Origin of the sequence: Kitasatospora sp. NPDC089797 (assembly GCF_040684795.1) — a bacterium.
GTDB lineage: Bacteria > Actinomycetota > Actinomycetes > Streptomycetales > Streptomycetaceae > Kitasatospora.
This window is the reverse complement of the sequence record NZ_JBFBGS010000002.1, coordinates 283,497-299,386: the sequence shown is the minus strand read 5'-3', so window position 1 is coordinate 299,386 and position 15,890 is coordinate 283,497. Positions and strand designations below refer to the sequence as shown.

General features: G+C 74.9%; 16 protein-coding genes. 11 read left to right on the top strand and 5 right to left on the bottom strand.

Annotated elements, in window-relative coordinates; translation table 11 throughout:
* Positions 1 to 196: 196 nt before the first annotated feature.
* Positions 197 to 1,129 carry a methylenetetrahydrofolate reductase [NAD(P)H] gene (gene metF, locus AB0O91_RS03050; RefSeq protein ID WP_363427352.1) on the bottom strand — a complete coding sequence of 311 codons (933 nt, stop codon included), beginning with the start codon at positions 1,127 to 1,129 and terminating at the stop codon, positions 197 to 199.
* A 246-nt stretch (positions 1,130 to 1,375) separates the two neighbouring features.
* On the opposite strand from metF, the gene AB0O91_RS03045 reads away from it, so the two are divergent.
* Together AB0O91_RS03045 and AB0O91_RS03040 are read left to right on the top strand one after the other, a co-directional pair.
* Entirely contained in the window at positions 1,376 to 1,717 is a 342-nt protein-coding gene (locus tag AB0O91_RS03045; RefSeq protein ID WP_363427351.1) for a cation transporter, read from the top strand.
* A gap of 123 nt (positions 1,718 to 1,840) precedes the next feature.
* A complete protein-coding gene (locus tag AB0O91_RS03040) occupies positions 1,841 to 2,122 on the top strand; it encodes a metal-sensitive transcriptional regulator (RefSeq protein WP_363427350.1) in 282 nt (93 codons plus the stop codon).
* 172 nt (positions 2,123 to 2,294) lie between these two features.
* On the opposite strand, the gene AB0O91_RS03035 is transcribed toward AB0O91_RS03040, so the two are convergent.
* Positions 2,295 to 2,837, bottom strand: a complete 543-nt coding sequence (locus AB0O91_RS03035) for an MOSC domain-containing protein (RefSeq protein WP_363427349.1) — start codon at positions 2,835 to 2,837, stop codon at positions 2,295 to 2,297.
* A 47-nt stretch (positions 2,838 to 2,884) separates the two neighbouring features.
* Positions 2,885 to 3,496 carry a TetR/AcrR family transcriptional regulator gene (locus AB0O91_RS03030; RefSeq protein WP_363427348.1) on the bottom strand — a complete coding sequence of 204 codons (612 nt, stop codon included), beginning with the start codon at positions 3,494 to 3,496 and terminating at the stop codon, positions 2,885 to 2,887.
* 117 nt (positions 3,497 to 3,613) lie between these two features.
* On the opposite strand from AB0O91_RS03030, the gene AB0O91_RS03025 reads away from it, so the two are divergent.
* Positions 3,614 to 5,233 (top strand): FAD-dependent oxidoreductase, encoded by a 1,620-nt coding sequence (locus tag AB0O91_RS03025; RefSeq protein WP_363427347.1) that lies wholly within the window; start codon positions 3,614 to 3,616, stop codon positions 5,231 to 5,233.
* 117 nt (positions 5,234 to 5,350) lie between these two features.
* Here the strand turns inward: AB0O91_RS03025 and AB0O91_RS03020 are convergent, their stop codons facing one another.
* The gene (locus AB0O91_RS03020) at positions 5,351 to 5,737 is read right to left on the bottom strand and encodes a DUF4345 domain-containing protein (protein WP_363427346.1); all 387 of its coding nucleotides are present in this window, start codon (positions 5,735 to 5,737) and stop codon (positions 5,351 to 5,353) included.
* Between the two features lie 104 nt (positions 5,738 to 5,841).
* Here AB0O91_RS03020 and AB0O91_RS03015 point away from each other — a divergent pair, with 104 nt between their 5' ends.
* On the top strand, positions 5,842 to 6,459 hold the full coding sequence (locus AB0O91_RS03015; protein ID WP_363427345.1) for a helix-turn-helix domain-containing protein: 618 nt from the start codon (positions 5,842 to 5,844) through the stop codon (positions 6,457 to 6,459).
* Positions 6,460 to 6,806: 347 nt separating this feature from the next.
* Here the strand turns inward: AB0O91_RS03015 and AB0O91_RS03010 are convergent, their stop codons facing one another.
* Positions 6,807 to 8,009 carry a Dyp-type peroxidase gene (locus AB0O91_RS03010; protein WP_363427344.1) on the bottom strand — a complete coding sequence of 401 codons (1,203 nt, stop codon included), beginning with the start codon at positions 8,007 to 8,009 and terminating at the stop codon, positions 6,807 to 6,809.
* A gap of 31 nt (positions 8,010 to 8,040) precedes the next feature.
* Here AB0O91_RS03010 and AB0O91_RS03005 point away from each other — a divergent pair, with 31 nt between their 5' ends.
* The 7 genes from AB0O91_RS03005 (at position 8,041) to AB0O91_RS02975 (ending at position 15,823) form a co-directional block, all read left to right on the top strand.
* Positions 8,041 to 9,471, top strand: a complete 1,431-nt coding sequence (locus AB0O91_RS03005; protein WP_363427343.1) for a right-handed parallel beta-helix repeat-containing protein — start codon at positions 8,041 to 8,043, stop codon at positions 9,469 to 9,471.
* Positions 9,472 to 9,655: 184 nt separating this feature from the next.
* Positions 9,656 to 10,594: a polysaccharide lyase gene (locus tag AB0O91_RS03000; RefSeq protein WP_363427342.1), complete on the top strand. Its 939-nt coding sequence runs from the start codon at positions 9,656 to 9,658 to the stop codon at positions 10,592 to 10,594.
* A complete protein-coding gene (locus AB0O91_RS02995; protein ID WP_363427341.1) occupies positions 10,594 to 11,322 on the top strand; it encodes a TSUP family transporter in 729 nt (242 codons plus the stop codon). Before AB0O91_RS03000 ends, AB0O91_RS02995 begins: the two co-directional genes overlap by 1 nt.
* A gap of 67 nt (positions 11,323 to 11,389) precedes the next feature.
* Entirely contained in the window at positions 11,390 to 12,658 is a 1,269-nt protein-coding gene (locus AB0O91_RS02990) for an MFS transporter (protein ID WP_363427340.1), read from the top strand.
* A 194-nt stretch (positions 12,659 to 12,852) separates the two neighbouring features.
* Entirely contained in the window at positions 12,853 to 13,206 is a 354-nt protein-coding gene (locus tag AB0O91_RS02985; protein WP_363427339.1) for a metalloregulator ArsR/SmtB family transcription factor, read from the top strand.
* A gap of 167 nt (positions 13,207 to 13,373) precedes the next feature.
* Positions 13,374 to 14,858, top strand: a complete 1,485-nt coding sequence (locus AB0O91_RS02980) for an MFS transporter (protein ID WP_363427338.1) — start codon at positions 13,374 to 13,376, stop codon at positions 14,856 to 14,858.
* A gap of 182 nt (positions 14,859 to 15,040) precedes the next feature.
* Positions 15,041 to 15,823: a hypothetical protein gene (locus tag AB0O91_RS02975; protein WP_363427337.1), complete on the top strand. Its 783-nt coding sequence runs from the start codon at positions 15,041 to 15,043 to the stop codon at positions 15,821 to 15,823.
* Positions 15,824 to 15,890 lie beyond the last annotated feature (67 nt).

Genomic DNA, 15,890 nt, shown 5'->3' with positions numbered 1-15,890 from the left:
CTGCCGCTCCCGTGCTCCCCTGCCCGCCACTGTAACCACCCGGCCGGTCCGCGGGCAGGGCGCCGGCCGGAGCGACCGACCGGCGCCCGCCGGGCCTCCGCGGTGGGTTCAGCCGGTCGACCCGGCGCGGTGGGTTCAGCCGGTCGACCCGGCGCGGTGGGTTCAGCCGGTCGAGCCGGCGCTCCGCCGCCTCCCGTCAGGCACGGCTGCCGATCAGTGCGCGGGCCGGGGTGCGGTCCAGTCCGAGGTTGCGGTGGATCTCCAGTGCGGCGGTGGAGCGGTTCAGGGTGATGAAGTGCAGGCCGGGCGCCCCCTCCCGGAGCAGCCGCTCGCCCATAGCGGTCGCGTGCTCGACGCCGATCCGGTGCGCGGCCGCGCGGTCGTCGCGGGCGGACTCCAGTGCGCGGGCCAGGTCGGCCGGGAAGGTGGCACCGCTGAGCTCGGCGAAGCGGACGATCTGCCGCACGTCGGTGGCGGGCATGATCTCCGGGATGACCGGGGTGTCGCAGCCCGCCGCGGCCAGCCGGTCGCGCAGCCGCAGGTAGTGCTCGACCTGGAAGAACATCTGGGTGAGGGCGTAGTCGGCGCCCGCCCGGCACTTCGCGGCGAAGTGCCGGATGTCGGCCTCCCAGTCCGCCGAGCGCGGGTGGCGCTCGGGGAAGGCGGCCACGCCGACGGTGAAGGCTCCGCACTCCTTGACCAGCCGCACCAGGTCGGCCGCGTGCCGCAGTCCCTGGGGGTGCGGCTGCCACACCCCGTTGGGGTCGCCGGGCGGGTCCCCGCGCAGGGCGAGGACGTCGCGGATCCCGACGTCCGCGTAGCGCCGCAGCACGGCCTGGAGTTCGGCGGTGGAGTGGCCGACGGCGGTCAGGTGGGCGACCGGCCGCAGGGTGGTCTGGGCGGCGATCCGCTCGGTGGTCCCGATGGTGCGGTCGCGCGAGGAGCCGCCGGCGCCGTAGGTGACCGAGACGAAGGTCGGCGCGACCGCCTCCACCCGCCGGATCGCGTCCCACAGGGCGCGCTCGCCGGCCTCGTCCTTGGCCGGGAAGAACTCGAAGGAGTACGTGCGCTCGCCCGCGGCGAGGATCTCGCGCAGCCCTCGCGGGCCGCGCCGGGGGGTCTGGTCCATGGGTGTCACCTCGTGTGGTGGGGTACGCCGGCCGCCGCTCGGGCCGATCGGGCCATCCTGCTCATGGAGCGCAACAGGACTGCCACCAGAAGGACTTGAGGACCGGCAGGGCGCGGCTTCCGGCGGGGGCGGGGCCGCCTCCGCAACCCTTCCAAGTACCCTAGGGGGGTATGGTATGTTCGAAAGCGAAGCGGCCACCGGGGGCATCCCGGAAGGCGTCGCCCGCACCGACGACAGGAGCACACCATGAGCGAGACCACCGTCACCGTCGAGTCGTCCGCCGCCGAGGCCGAGGCCGCCGGCGGCTCCTGCTGCGGCTCGTGCGGCACCGGCACCGGAACCGGCACCGACGCCGCCCAGGCCTCCGCCACCGAGCGTGCGGTCTTCCAGGTGGAGGGCATGACCTGCGGCCACTGCGTCGGCTCGGTGACCGCCGAGCTGACGAAGCTCACCGGCGTCACCGAGGTCACGGTCGACCTCGCCACCGGCCGGGTCACCGTCGACAGCGCCGCGCCGCTGGCCGACGGCGAGGTCGCCGCCGCCGTCGACGAGGCGGGCTACGACCTGGTCGGCCGGCTCGACGCCTGACCACCCGCCGGCCCGCCGGCCCACCGGCCCGGGCGTCAACTCCCGTACGTCCGGGCCGACTCGCCTCCCATCGCCCCCGGTAGAGTGGGTGAACTCCTCACCGCACGGGAACCGGAGACGGCCATGGCCAGCTACAGCCCCCACAAGGACGACTTCCTCAAGCGGCTGCGCCGCGTCGAGGGCCAGATCCGCGGTCTGCAGCGCATGGTCGAGCAGGACACCTACTGCATCGACGTCCTCACCCAGGTCTCGGCCGCCAGCCGCGCGCTCCAGTCCTTCGCCCTGCAACTCCTGGACGAGCACATCGAGTGCTGCGTCCGCGACGCCATCGCCGAGGGCGGCCAGGAGGCCGACGCCAAGATCCGCGAGGCCAATCAGGCCATCGCCCGCCTGGTGCGCTCCTGAGCGCACCGGAGCACGTCGGGCCGCGGTCGGGCCGCCGTCGGGCCGCCGTCGGGCCGCGGTCGGGCCGCGGTCGGGCCGCCCGCGATCCTCCGCGGTACGGGGTAGGGGTATCAACGGGTGGGGGGTATACCGGCGGGAGGGCCAGGCCGAGGGGGCGTCCCGCCCGGGCGGTTCAGACCCGGTCGAGCGGCCGGTGCGGCCCCGCCGGCAGTTCCACGGTGATCGCGTCACCGGGCCGCACCGGCCCGCCCGCCAGGACCACGCCCATGATCCCGGCGCGCCGCACGATCGTCCCGTCGGCCGCCCGCCGGACCACCTGCTTCAGCAGCCCCGGCCGGAAGCCGTCGATCTGCAGGCACGGGTTGCGCAGACCGGTGACCTCCACCACCGCCTCCGGCCCGATCCGCAGCACCGCGCCGACCGGCAGCCCGAGCAGGTCCACGCCCTCGGTGGTGATGTTCTCCCCGAGGGCGCCGGGCGCCACGTCGAAGCCGGAACCGTCCAGCTCGGTGAGCAGTTCACGGTGGATCAGGTGCACCTGGCGCAGGTTGGGCACGGTCGGGTCCTTGGCGACGCGGGAGCGGTGCCGGACCGTCACCCCGGCGTGCACGTCGCCCTCCACCCCGAGCCCGGCGAGCAGCGTGATCCCCGCCCGGTTCGGCTTGCTGAACGAGTACTCGGCGTTGCTGCTGACCGCCACCACGGTCCCGCCCATGCGCGTCGACCTCTCTCTCCGGACCCCTGTTCGACCCGCGCCGGAGTCTAGGCCACTCCCCGGTCCCGCACCGGAGCCCGGAGCAGCGGGAGCACGATCTCGTCCAGCACCTCGGCGATCACCTGGTCGGAGGGCACCTCGCCATCGATCATGAAGGCGTCGCGCAGCAGGTCCAGCGGTAGTGCCACCACGCGCGGGGTGAGCCGCGCCGGGTCGATCTCGCCGCGCCCGGCGGCCCGCCGCATCATCACGCCGAGGGTCTCCACCGGCCCCTGGTGGGTGAGTCCGGCCCGGAAGACGCAGCGCAGTTCGGGGTCGCGCATCAGGTCGACCAGGAAGCCGTGCACGCCCTCGACCGGCAGGTCGTCGAAGCGGTGCAGCAGGCTCCGCAGGAAGCGGTACAGGTCGGTGCGGAGGTCGCCGGTGTCCGGCGGCTCCTGGTAGTCGGGGGCGTTGCGGCCGAGGGCGGCCACCACCAGTTCGACCCGGTTCGGCCAGCGGCGGTAGAGCACCGGCTTGCTGGTGCAGGCGCGGGCGGCGATGCCGTCCATGGTGAGCCGGCCGTAGCCGTGCTCGGTGAGCTCGGCCCAGACCGCGTCGAGGATCGCCCGCTCCAACTCGTCCCCGCGCCGCCGCGGGGCGCCCGTTCTTCCGCTCACCACAGGCCCTGGCACCCGACCTTCGTAGATACGTTGCGTTTCTTACGAAGGGCAGTCTACAGTCGAGAACAGGAAACGCGCCGTATCTTATGGCCGAATGGACAGGGGGCGTCCGCCATGCGCGCTGCACGCACGAACGACTTCAGCACCGTCACCGCACCTGCCACCGCACCCGTCACCGCACCTGCCACCGTCACCGCACCCGCCGACCCACCCGCCACCGACGTCCTGGTGGTCGGCGCCGGCCCGGTGGGCCTGGTGCTCGCCATCGAGCTGGCCCGGGCCGGCGTCGACTGCCGGATCATCGAGCGGGACCGGGAGTTCCGCACCGCCGGCGTCCGCGGCAAGGGCGTCAACCCGCGCACCCTGGAGGTGTTCGACGACCTCGGGGTGGCCGAGCAGGTCCTCGCCCGGGGCGCCCACCTCGGGGTCCGCACCTACGAGGGCACCCGGCTGGTCGAGGACGTCGACCCGTCGGCGACCAACCCGCCGACCCCGGACCGCCCGTACGCCGGCATGCTGCTGATCGCCCAGCACCAGACCGAGGCCGTGCTGCGCGACCGGCTCGCCGAGTTCGGCCGCAAGGTCGAGACCGGCACCGAGCTGGTCGGGTACACCGAGGACGCCGACGGCGTGCTCGCCACGCTCCGGCAGGACGACCGGACGGTCACGGTGCGCGCCCGCCACCTGGTCGGCTGCGACGGCGGCCGCAGCACCGTCCGCAAGCTGGCCGGCATCCCCTTCCTCGGCGAGACCTGGGAGGAGGAACGTTTCATCATGGCCTCGATGGACCTCGACGGCCTGGACCCCGGGCACATGCACATCTGGAACCACCCCGTGTTCGGCGCCGCCGCCATGACGCTCGTCCCGATGCGCCAGGACGACAAGTGGGCCGTGCACGCCGCCGCCGAACCGGACGGGCACGGCGAACTGCCCGCCCCCACCCTGGACACCTTCCGCCGGCTCTTCGCCGAACGGGCCGGACTGCCCGGGGTCCGGATGCACGAGCCGATCTGGTCCACCGTCTGGCGCCCCACCGTCCGACTGGTCGAGCGCTACCGCGAGGGCCGGGTGCTGCTCGCCGGGGACGCCGCCCACTGCCAGTCCGCGGCGGGCGGCCAGGGCATGAACACCGGGATCCAGGACGCCCACAACCTCGCCTGGAAGCTGGCCGCCGTGCTGCGCGGGGCGCCCGAGGCCCTGCTCGACAGCTACCAGGAGGAACGGATGCCGGTCGCCCGGGCGAGCCTCGCCGCCACCTCCGCCCACCACAAGGCGGCCTTCGGCGGCGGCCCGGACGGCGGCGCCGGCGTGCTGACCGCCCAGTTCCGCACCATGACCGCCCACGGCGTCGACCTCACCGGACTGTCCGTCGGCTACCGCGGCGGCCCGCTCGGCCGGGACCTGGGCACGGCCACCGGCATCCGGGCCGGCGACCGGGCCCCGGACGCGCCCTGCACCACCGCGGACGGCACGCCCATCCGGCTGTTCGACCTGTTCCGCGGGCCGCACTTCACCCTGCTCGCCTTCGGCGACCGCCCGCTCCCGCCCGGCCTCACCGACCTCCCCGGCCTGCGGGTGGCCGCCGTCCGCGACCCCGACGGCCACGCCGCCCGCGGGTACGGGCTGCGCGGCGACGCCGTGGTGCTGGTCCGTCCGGACGGCTACGTCTCCCTCACCGGCGCCACCGCCGACCGGGCCACGATCGCCGCACACCTGCGGGCCTTCGGGCACTGACCGCACGGACACCCCGCCCGAAGCCGCCCGACCCTGCGCGGACGGCTCGGGGCGGACGGTCAGGGACGGACGGTCAGGGGCGGACGGTCAGGGGCGGGCTAGCGGGCGGTCCGGGCGTCAGCCCCGGGCCGCCCGCTCGTCCGCCCCCGCGAGCCCGAAGTACACCGGCGGAAGCCCGAGTTCGACCGCCATCAGCACCAGCTGGAACCAGTGCGGCCGCCCGTCCACCGCGAGGCCCAGCACCCGGGCGAGCCCGCCGAGCAGGAGGATCCCCGCCAGCCACCGCACCGCCCACGCGGGCACCGGAGTCTGCCGGACGGCCCAGATCCAGGCCGCGCCGTAGCCGGCGAAGACCGCCCCCATGAAGCGGGCGAAGCTGTCCACCGTCGGCCCCGGATCCGCCGTCCCGGGCAGCGCCGCCGCCCCGGCCAGCAGGTGTTCGAGGCCGATCGCCACGCAGGCGACCCCCATCGTCCACGCGAGCACCCGCAGCACCTTCGCCATGAGCCGTCACCCCGTCCATCGCCGGCCGTTGGTGGACACGCGTCTACCAAGCCCCCGCCACGGTAGCGCCCACCGGTTGACACGTGTCAAGTAACCTGTCCGGCATGCCCGTTCCCGAACACCGCCGACGGCTCACGCCCGCCGAGCGCCGCGCCCAGCTGCTCGCCGTCGGCGCCCGGGCCTTCGCCGCCAGGCCGTACGAGGACGTGCTGATGGAGCAGGTCGCCGAACAGGCCGGGGTCTCCCGCGCCCTGCTCTACCGGCACTTCGCGGGCAAGCGCGAGCTGTTCGCGGCGGTCCACCGGCAGGCGGCGGACGACCTGCTGGCCCGGACCAGGTTCGACCCGGCGGACACCCTGGTCGAGCAGTTGGCCGAGGGCATGGACGCCCACCTCGACCACTTCGTCGCCAACCGGCACGCCGTCCTGGCCGCCAACCGCGAACTGGCCGGGGACCCGGTGATCCAGACCGTCATCGCCGAGGAACTGGACGCCCTGCGCGGGCGGTTGCTCGCCGTGCTGCCGCTCGCGGACGAGGAGGCGCGGCTCGCCGTCTCCCAGGTCCTGCGCAGCTGGCTGGTGTTCGTGCGGGTGCTGGTCGTCGACTGGCTGACCGAGCCGAGCTGCTCCCGGACCGAGCTGCGGGACGCCTGCATCGGCGCCGTACTGGGTGCGCTGCGACCGTTGCTGCCGGTCGACCCGGCGCCGGAATGGGGGCGTTGAGCACCCCGACGGAGGGTTCGGCGGCGTACCATCGGGCGATAACGGGAGAACCGCCCGAAGGTTCCAATTCCCTCAGAAAATATGACAGTTGGATGCCCGTGTCCCGCGTCCCCGCCGACTCCGGCCACCCTCCCGGAGGGCCCCGCGCCCGTCCGACCCACCCCTGTCCGGCCCGCACCCGACCGCCCCGCCCCCGGCTGACCCGCCACCCCCTGCCGCGACGCCCGCCCGGCCCCCGACGGCCCCCACCCCACCCGGAGCGGCCCGCCCGCGCCGCCCGCGCCGCCGATCGCCGACGACCGACAGGACGACGATCGACCGGACGACGGCGGACCGGACGACGACGACTACGCCCACAACCCCTCGCCCAGCGCGCCGCCCTCCGGCGCCCCCGGCAGCACGTACGCCACCGCCGAGGCGGTGTGCACCAGGAACGGGTTGAGCGCGTCCTTGGCCGCCAGCCGGTTCTGCACCCGGGTGAACTGCTCCGGGTCCCGCACGAAGGCGCAGAACAGCAGGCCCCGGTCGTCCGGGGCGTCGTCGTAGCTGTAGCCGCGCCGCAGCATCCGGGCGCCGGAGTCCAGCCGGGGGCTGGTCAGCCGCACATGGGCGGAGTTGGGGATGACGTACGAGCCGTCCGGGTTCTTGGTGTAGATGTCCGGGTCGTCGTGCTCGGCCGTGCCGGTGAGCGGGGTGCCGTCGACGAGGCGGCGGCCCATGGCGAGGTCCCGGCGGTCCTCGGGCAGGGCGGCGAAGCCGGCGGTGTCCATCCGGATCCGGCGGTACACCAGGACGGTGCCGTGCTCGTACGGGCCCGGCGGACCCCAGACCCACTGCTTCGCCTCCGCCTCAGCCGGGTTGGCGGTGCCGTCCTTGTAGCCGAAGAGGTTGCGCGGCGTGCTGCCCGGGGGCGTGCGCGGCAGGAAGCCGGGCTGGGTCCAGCGGACCGTCGCACCCGCCGACCGCGCTGCGGCGCCCAGGAGTTCGGCGACCACGGTGGGCGGCCAGCGGTCCGCGGCACACAGCTGGACCACCAGGTCCCCGCCGCCGCGGGCCGGTTCGAGCCGGTCCCCGGGGAAGGCCGGGAGCTCCGCCAGCGCGGGCGGAACGTTCAGCCCGAGCCTGGCCGCGAGCCCGGGGCCGACCCCGACCAGGCTGCTGAGCTGCGCCGGCTCCCCGCCGCGCAGCCGCGGGTCGGCGGCCGTCCCACCCACCGCCTCGGCCAGCACCCGGCTCAACTCCCCCAGCAGGGAGCGCAGTACGCCCCGGCCGTCGGAGACGGCGGCGGGCGCCAGGTCGAGGGCCAGCAGCAGGGTGGCCGGCTGCTGGGGTGCCGTCACCCCGGCCTGCCGCTCCCCGTGGAAGGGCGGCGCGGCCGCGACGGCGACCGGCGGGGGCGGGGCGGCCGACCGACCGCGCGTCAGGGCCACCGCCCCCGCGCCGACCCCCGCGGCCAGCACCGCACCGCCGCCCGCGATCAGCGCCCTCCGGTCCACGCCGTTCCTGGCGGCCCCCGGCCGTTCCTGTGCCTTTCCGGTTTCGGCATGCATGACCGACATTGGAGACGATAGAACACCCCGTATGCAACTTTTGACCGTCCGTCAACTCGCCGACGAAGCGCCCGCGCCACCACCACCCCGCCGCGCCCGCCCGGCCCGCGACCGCTCCGCACTGCCCGCCCTGGCACTCGCCCTGCTGGTCGCCGCCGCCCTCGCGCTGTCCGGCTGCTCCTCCGCCACCGGCTCCTCCTCCGACGCCCACCACCCGGACGGCACCGTCGTCCGGGTCCCGCAGGACGCCCCGACCATCCAGAAGGCCGTGGACGTGGCCCGCGAGGGCGACACCGTGCTGGTCTCCCCCGGGACGTACCAGGAGAGCGTGCGGATCACCAAGCCCCGGATCGTGCTGCGCGGCACCGACCGCAACACCGTGCTGCTGGACGGCGGCGTCCGGCTGGTCAACGGCGTCACCGTGACCGGCGCCGGCTCGGTGGTGGAGAACCTCACCGTGCACGGCTACCTCGCCAACGGCGTGCTGTTCACCGGCGTGACCGACGAGAAGCTCCAGCAGCGCGGCGGTGGCGGCTCCGCCTACAACCCGCTGGACACCGCCCGCTTCCCCGCCGTCCAGGGCTTCCGGGCGACCAGGGTCACCGCCTACAACAACGGCCTGTACGGCATCTACGCCTTCGACGCCCGGGGCGGGATCATCGAGGACTCCTACGCCTCCGGCGGCGCCGACTCCGGCATCTACGTCGGCCAGTGCAAGCCCTGCGACACTCTGGTCCGCGGCAACACCGTCGAACGCAACGCGGTGGGCATCGAGATCACCAACGCCTCCGACAACCTCTGGTTCCTGGGCAACCGGGTGACCGGCAACCGGGTCGGCGTCACCGTCAACTCCAACGACCTGGAGGCCCTGGCCCCGCAGCACGGCGCCGTGATCGCCGGGAACGCCGTGACCGACAACAACGCCTCCGACACCCCCGAACAGGCCGACGGCGGCTTCGGCATCGGCATCGGGATCGGCGGCGGCACCGCGAACCGGGTGGAGCGCAACCTCGTCCGGGGCAACCGCTCGGCCGGCGTCATCATCACCGACCCGCCCGGCCACCCGGCGGCCGGCAACCGGGTCCGGGGCAACCGCACCGAGGGCAACGGCACCGACCTGGTGCTCGCCTCCGCCGACCCCGGCAACTGCTTCACCGGCAACCAGCCCACCGGCCAGAGCCCGGACGGCCTGGAGGCCGCGGCCCCCTGCGACGCCGGGAGCCGCAGCCCGCTCGCCGCCGGCCGGGCGACGCCGGTCCAGGCGCCGCCCGGTGTCCCGTTCAACCAGGTCAAGGCCCCGCCCGCGCAGCCCTCGCTGCCCGACGCCGCCACCGCCCCAGGCCGCCCGGCCACCGACCTGCCCGGCCCGGTCGACCCGGACGCCTACCCGCTCCCGGCGACCGCCGAGTCCGTGCCCACCCCTGCGGCCACGGCCGCGCCCACCGCCCCGGCCGCCCCCTGACCGACCCCGGTCCAGTGGCCGTGGCCGAGTTCAACGGCCGCTGCCGGGTGGACGGTTCACCTCCTGCGTGGACCGTCCACCCGGCAGCGGTCCTTTCCGTTTCCGTTCCCCGTCCTTGACCCGAGTGCGACCCGGACGTGCGGCATGATCGGTACCGATCAACCCCCGACCGAGGAGCCACCGGATGAACCGCCCCGCGCGCACCGCCGCCCTGGCCGCGCTGGCCCTGCTCACCGCCGCCGGCTGCGCGACCACCCCCGCCCGGGCCCGGGCCCATCCGACCGCCACCCCCGGCACCGCGTCCGCCGCCCCTGCTTCCGCCCCCGCCGACGACAGCGCGGCCGCCCCCGCGTCGAGCGGCGCGGCCGCCTGGACCGGCCGGTTCAGCGGCTACGGCACCCCGCAGTGGCAGCACGCCTGGGGCGTGGCCGGCCAGGGCGCCTGGGGCGCCGACGACTTCGGCGCCGTCGCGGACCCGGCCGCCCCGGGCGGCGGCCCGGCCCTGAAGGTGACCTACGGCGCGGGCTCCTCCGCCAACACCTGCACCGACTGCCCCAACCCCGGCGGCGGCCAGTTCTACACCGACCTGAACACCCTCGGCCTGTCCGCCCTCGCCCAGGGCGCCACCCTGGACCTCAAGTACGCCGTCCGTTTCCCGGCCGGCCGCGACTGGGGCAAGGCCGGCAAACTGCCGGGCCTGTACGGCGGGAAGATCGGCCAGGAGTCCGGCGGCACCCACGGCGCCGGCTGGTCCACCCGCTACATGTGGCGAGCCGCCAAGGGCAGCCCCGACAACGGCGAGGTCTACCTGTACACCCCGAGCAACTCCGGCCCGACCGGCTACGGCGTGGACGAGGGCCTGGGCGACTGGCACTTCCAGGCCGACGACCGCTGGCACACCGTCGAGCAGTTGGTGAACCGCAGCACCGGCGACATCACCGTCTGGTACGACGGCCGCCAGGTGCACGCCGCCAAGGGCACCGCCTCCGGCATCGGCTCGATCCCCTTCGGCGGGGTGCTGTTCTCCACCTTCTACGGCGGCCACGACACCGGTTGGGGCCCGGCGAGCACCCAGCAGGCGTACTTCGCGGACTTCTCGCTCGCCGCGGGCGTCCAGCACTGATGGGCGGCTGGCCCGGCGAGCTGCTGCTGGGCCTGGTGGTGCTGGTCGGCGCCGCCGTCCAGCGGCTGGCGGGCCTCGGCTTCGCCCTGGTGGCGGCCCCCGTCCTGGTCCTGCTGCTCGGCCCGGGCGGCGGGGTGGCACTGGCGAACCTCGCCTCGCTGGCGATCAGTGCGGTGGGGCTGGCCGGGAGTTGGCGCCTGGTCCGGCCCCGGACGATGCTGCCGCTGCTGGCGGCCGCCGTCTGCACCGTCCCGGCCGGGACGTGGGCGGCGGCGACCGTCCCGCCGCCCGTGCTGCTGACCGGCATCGGCCTGCTGGTCACCGCCGCCGCCCTGCTGGTGATCCGGGGCGTGCGGGCCGCCGCGCTGCGCGGAACCGGCGGGGCGCTGGTCGCGGGGGCGACCAGTGGACTGATGAACTCCGCCGCCGGGGTGGGCGGCCCGGCGGTCTCGCTCTACGCGCTGAACTCCGGTTGGACCGCCGGGGAGTTCGTGCCGAACGCCCAGTTGTACGGTGTGGTGGTGAACGCCTGCTCGCTGGCGGCCAAGGGACTGCCCGAACTGACCGCACCCGCCTGGGAGTCGGTGACCGCGGCACTGGCCGCCGGGGCACTGGCCGGCCGGCTGCTGGCGGCCCGGGTGCCGGAGCGGCGGGCGCGGACGGTGGTGCTCGGACTGGCCCTCGCGGGCGGCCTGACCACACTGGTCAAGGGGGTTTCCGGACTCTGAACCCATCGACTGGAATTGCTCCGTGAAGGGGCGGTCAAAGATGTAGCGGTCATGCCATACTGCGTCGGTGACCTCAGCCAGCCTAGCGACTCCCCCAGACCGCACCAGGCCCCAACTGGGCCGGAAATTCACCCTGCTGTGGTCGGCGTCGTCGATCTCAGCCGTCGGGGACGGCATGCGGGACTCCTCGCTGCCGCTGCTCGCGCTGGCCATCTCGGACTCGCCGTCGGCGGTCTCCGTGGTCGCGGTGGCCGGATCGCTCCCCTGGTTGCTGATGGCCCTGTTCGGCGGCGTCATCGCCGACCGCTTCGACCGCCGCCGGCTGATGTGGACCATCGACTTCGGCCGCGCCGCCATCGTGCTGGGCTTCGCCGCCTGCGTCTTCGCCACCACCCCGCCGCTGGCCCTGCTCGCCGCCCTGGCCTTCGTCCTCGGCTGCGGCGAGACGGTGTTCGTCAACGCCGCCACCTCGAACATCCCGGACGTCGTCCGCCCCGACCAGCTGGACGTCGCCAACGGCCGGCTCCAGGGCGGCCTGCTGGTCGGCCGGATGATCGGCCCGCTGGTCGGCACCACCCTGTTCGCGGTCGCGGCCGGCTACCCGTTCACCGTCGACGGCCTCTCCTTCGCGGTCGCCGCCGCCCTGGTCGCCGGGGTCGGCCGCTCCGGCGCCCCGGCGGCGAGGACCGAGCGCCGGGTCATGGCCGAGGTCCGCGAGGGCGTCCGCTGGCTGTACCGGCACCGGCAACTGCGCCTGGTCGCCGGGCTCTCCGCGCTGGCCGGCGGCGCCTCGGCGCTCGGCATCACGATGATGGCGCTGCTGGTCACCCGGACCCTGCACGAGCCCACCTGGGCGTACGGCCCCGTGCTCGCCGCCGGGGTGGCCGGCGGCACCGCGGCCAGCATGGTGGCCGGGCGGCTCGGCGAGCGGATGGGCCGACGGGCCCGGATCACCCTCTCCTTCGCCCTGATGGGCTCGGCACTGCTGCTGATGGGCCTCAGCCCCTCGGTGTTCCTGGTGGCACCGCTGTTCGCCCTCGGCAACTTCGGCGTGGTCATCTGGAACGTCCAGGCGATCTCGCTGCGCCAGCAGACCGTGCCGAAGGAGCTGCTCGGCCGGGTCAACAGCTGCTACCTGATGCTCACCCGGATCGGGATGCTGGTCGGTGCCGGCCTCAGCGGCTGGATCGGCGCGACGGTCAGCATCCGCACCCCGATCGTCATCTCCGGCGCCCTGATCCTCGCCGCGCTGTTCGTGATCCCGGGGATGGGCGACCTGGAGCCCGCCCCGGCCCCGGCCGCCGACGAGCAGCCGGCCGGACAGCCGTCCCGCTGACGGCCCGCTGGGCTGGGCCCGCTGACTGTCCGCCGGGCCCGCTGACGGCAGACTGACCGCCCGCTGACGACCGGCTGACGACCCGCCGGAGATCCGCCGGAGATCCGCCGGCCGCGCGGGCGGCCCGGCGCCGACGGCCCGCCCGGTTCCGTCCTCGTGTGCGCACCCGTGCACCCTCGGCCTACCATGGCGGGATGAGCTCCGGCACCGAAGTGGCAGATGCGCACCGCTCGCAGCAGCGGGCCGAGGCGCGGCTCGACGAGGCCGTGGCCGTACTCGCCCTGCTCGCCGACCGCACCCGGCTGGCGCTGCTGGAACGGCTCGGCCGCGGCGAGGCGGACGTGACCACGCTGACCGAGGCGACCGGCGCCGCCCGGCCCTCGGTCAGCCAGCACCTGGCCAAGCTGCGTCTGGCCGGGATGGTGACCACCCGCAAGGACGGCCGGCGGGTGGTCTACTCGCTGCGGCACGGGCACCTGCGCCGGCTGGTGGACGAGGCGCTGAACGTCGCCGACCACCAGATCGGGCACCTTCCGCCGCACGACTGACCCCGGCCGGCCCTGACCGACCTGGCCGACCCTGACCGACCCGACCGGCCCGCCTGACCCCGGCCCGCTCTCCGCGCACCGGGGTCGCCCCATCAATAGGTGCACAGGTATGCACATATTGACTATGATGAGGCCGATCCCACTCCCCCACGTCCCGGGACGGGCCGATGCCGACCGTGCTGCGCAACCGCACCTACCGCCACCTGTTCGCCGCCCAGGTCGTCGCCCTGGTCGGTACCGGACTCGCCACCGTGGCGCTCTCCCTGCTGGCGTACTCGATCGCCGGGAGCGACGCCTCCGCGGTGCTCGGCACCGCCCTGGCGATCAAGATGGTCGCCTACGTGACCGTCGCCCCGGTCGCCGGAGCGCTCGCCGGGCGGATCCCCCGGCGCACCCTGATGGTCACGATGGACCTCACCCGGGCCGGGGTCGCACTCGGCCTGCCGTTCGTCGACCGGGTGTGGCAGGTCTACCTGCTGATCTTCCTGCTCCAGGCCGCCTCGGCCGCCTTCACCCCGACCTTCCAGGCCACCATCCCGGACGTCCTGCCGGCCGAAGGCGACTACACCCGGGCGCTGTCGATGTCCCGGCTGGCCTACGACCTCGAATCGCTGTTCAGCCCGGCCCTCGCCGCCCTGCTGCTGTCGGCGCTCTCCTACGGCTGGCTGTTCGTCGGGACGACGGCCGGGTTCCTCGCCTCCGCCGCCCTGGTCGTCTCCGCCGTCCTGCCCAAGCCCGGGCGGAGCCCCGACGCGGAGCCGGGCGCCGAGACCGGGCGGGGCGTCGAGACCGTGCGGGGCGTCGACACCGGGCGGGACGTCGAGACCGGGCGGGTCGCCGAGGCCGGGCTGGTCCGTCGCACCGGCGGGGTCTACCACAAGGCCTCCTTCGGCACCCTGCTGTTCCGGGCCACCCCCCGACTGCGGGCCCTGCTCGCGCTGGACCTCGCCGTGGCGGCGGCCGGTGCGATCGTCTTCGTCAACACCGTCAACGTGGTCCGCGATCACTTCCACCGCCCGGCCGGCGCCGTCTCACTGGCCCTCGGCGCGTACGGCGTCGGCTCGATGCTCACCGCGCTGCTGCTGCCCCGACTGCTGGCCCGGGTCAGCGACCGCGCCGTGATGCTGCCCGCCGCCTTCGCCCTGCCGGGCATCCTCGCCGTCGTCGCCGCGATCACCGCCGCCCCGGCGGGGCCGGGCAGTTGGCTCGCCCTGCTGGCCGCCTGGGCCCTGGTCGGCGCCGCCGGCTCGGCCGTGCTGACACCGGGCGGCCGGGTCGTCCGGCGCTCCGCCGCCGACCCCGACCTGCCCGCCGCCTTCGCCGCCCAGTTCTCGCTGTCGCACGGCTGCTGGCTGCTCACCTATCCGCTGGCCGGCTGGCTGGCCGCGGGCGCCGGCCTGCCGGTCACCGCCGTCGTCCTGGGCGCGGTCGCGCTCGCCGCCGCCACGGCCGCCACCGCCCTCTGGCCCGCCCGGGACCCGGACACCCTCAGCCACCTCCACACCGACCTGCCGCTCGGCCACCCCCACCTCGCCGACGCCCGCCCGACCGGCGGTGGCGCCTGGCGCCACGGGCACCACTACGTCATCGACCAGCACCACCACCGCTGGCCCCGGCTGCCCCGGCCCACCCCCGACCGAGCCTCCGGCTGAGGCCCCGGCCGTGGGAGCCGGCAGGGCCCCGCGGACCTTTCCGGCCAACTTCACGGCATGTCCACGGCGCGTCTATTGGATCGTTCCAACCATGCGTAGGCTCCCACCAGCTCCACAACACCCGGGCCCCGCACGGCCGTTCGTGCGGGGCCGGCCGGACTTGTCGATGGGACTGGTGTGAAGTGATCAGAAGGCAGCACCGACTGCTGAACCGTTCGTCCCGGGCCGCCCTCCCGGGCCGGCTCGCCGCCCTGGTGGGCGTGGTCGCCCTGCTGGCGGCCGTCCTCACCGGCACCGCGGCGGGCACCGCCGCCGCCGCGCCCGCCCGCGCCTCCGCCTCCGTCTCCGCTTCCGCCTCCGTCTCCGCTTCCGCTTCCGCTTCCGTCAAGGCGGCGGGCCCCGGATGGATCTGTCGCGGCACGCCCGCCACCCCCGGCTACGTGTTCACCATGCACACGAACAACGGCTGCAACGGCGCCGGCATGTGGTGGCAGACGCCCGTGAAGGACGGCATCTGGACCTGCGCCACCTCGCCGATCCCGTCCGGCTACGTCCTCTCCATGCACACCCCCAACGGCTGCGACGGCTTCGACTCCTGGTACATGCGGCTGCCCGTCGACGGCCTGTGGACCTGCGGCACCTCGCCGATCCCGCCCGGCTACGTGCTCACCCAGCACGCCGGCGCCGGCCGGTGGGACTGCACCAACATCGACGCCTGGTACATGCAGAAGGTCCGGGACGGCCTGTGGACCTGCGCGGGCTCGCCGATCCCGCCCGGCTACGTCAACACCCGCCACGACAACACCGCCGCCTGCAGCGGCGGCATCGGCGCCTGGTTCCTGCAACTCGCCCGGCCCTACCTGTGGATCTGCCCGTACCAGCCGGTGCCGGCCGGGTACCACACCACCACCTTCGACTACCGGGGGTGCAACGGCGTGGGAGCCTCACTGCTCCTCCGCAACTGAGCCCGATGCGGCACCCCGGCTGATCGTCGGCCGCCCCACCCGTTCCCCGGTGGGGCGGCCGACGCGC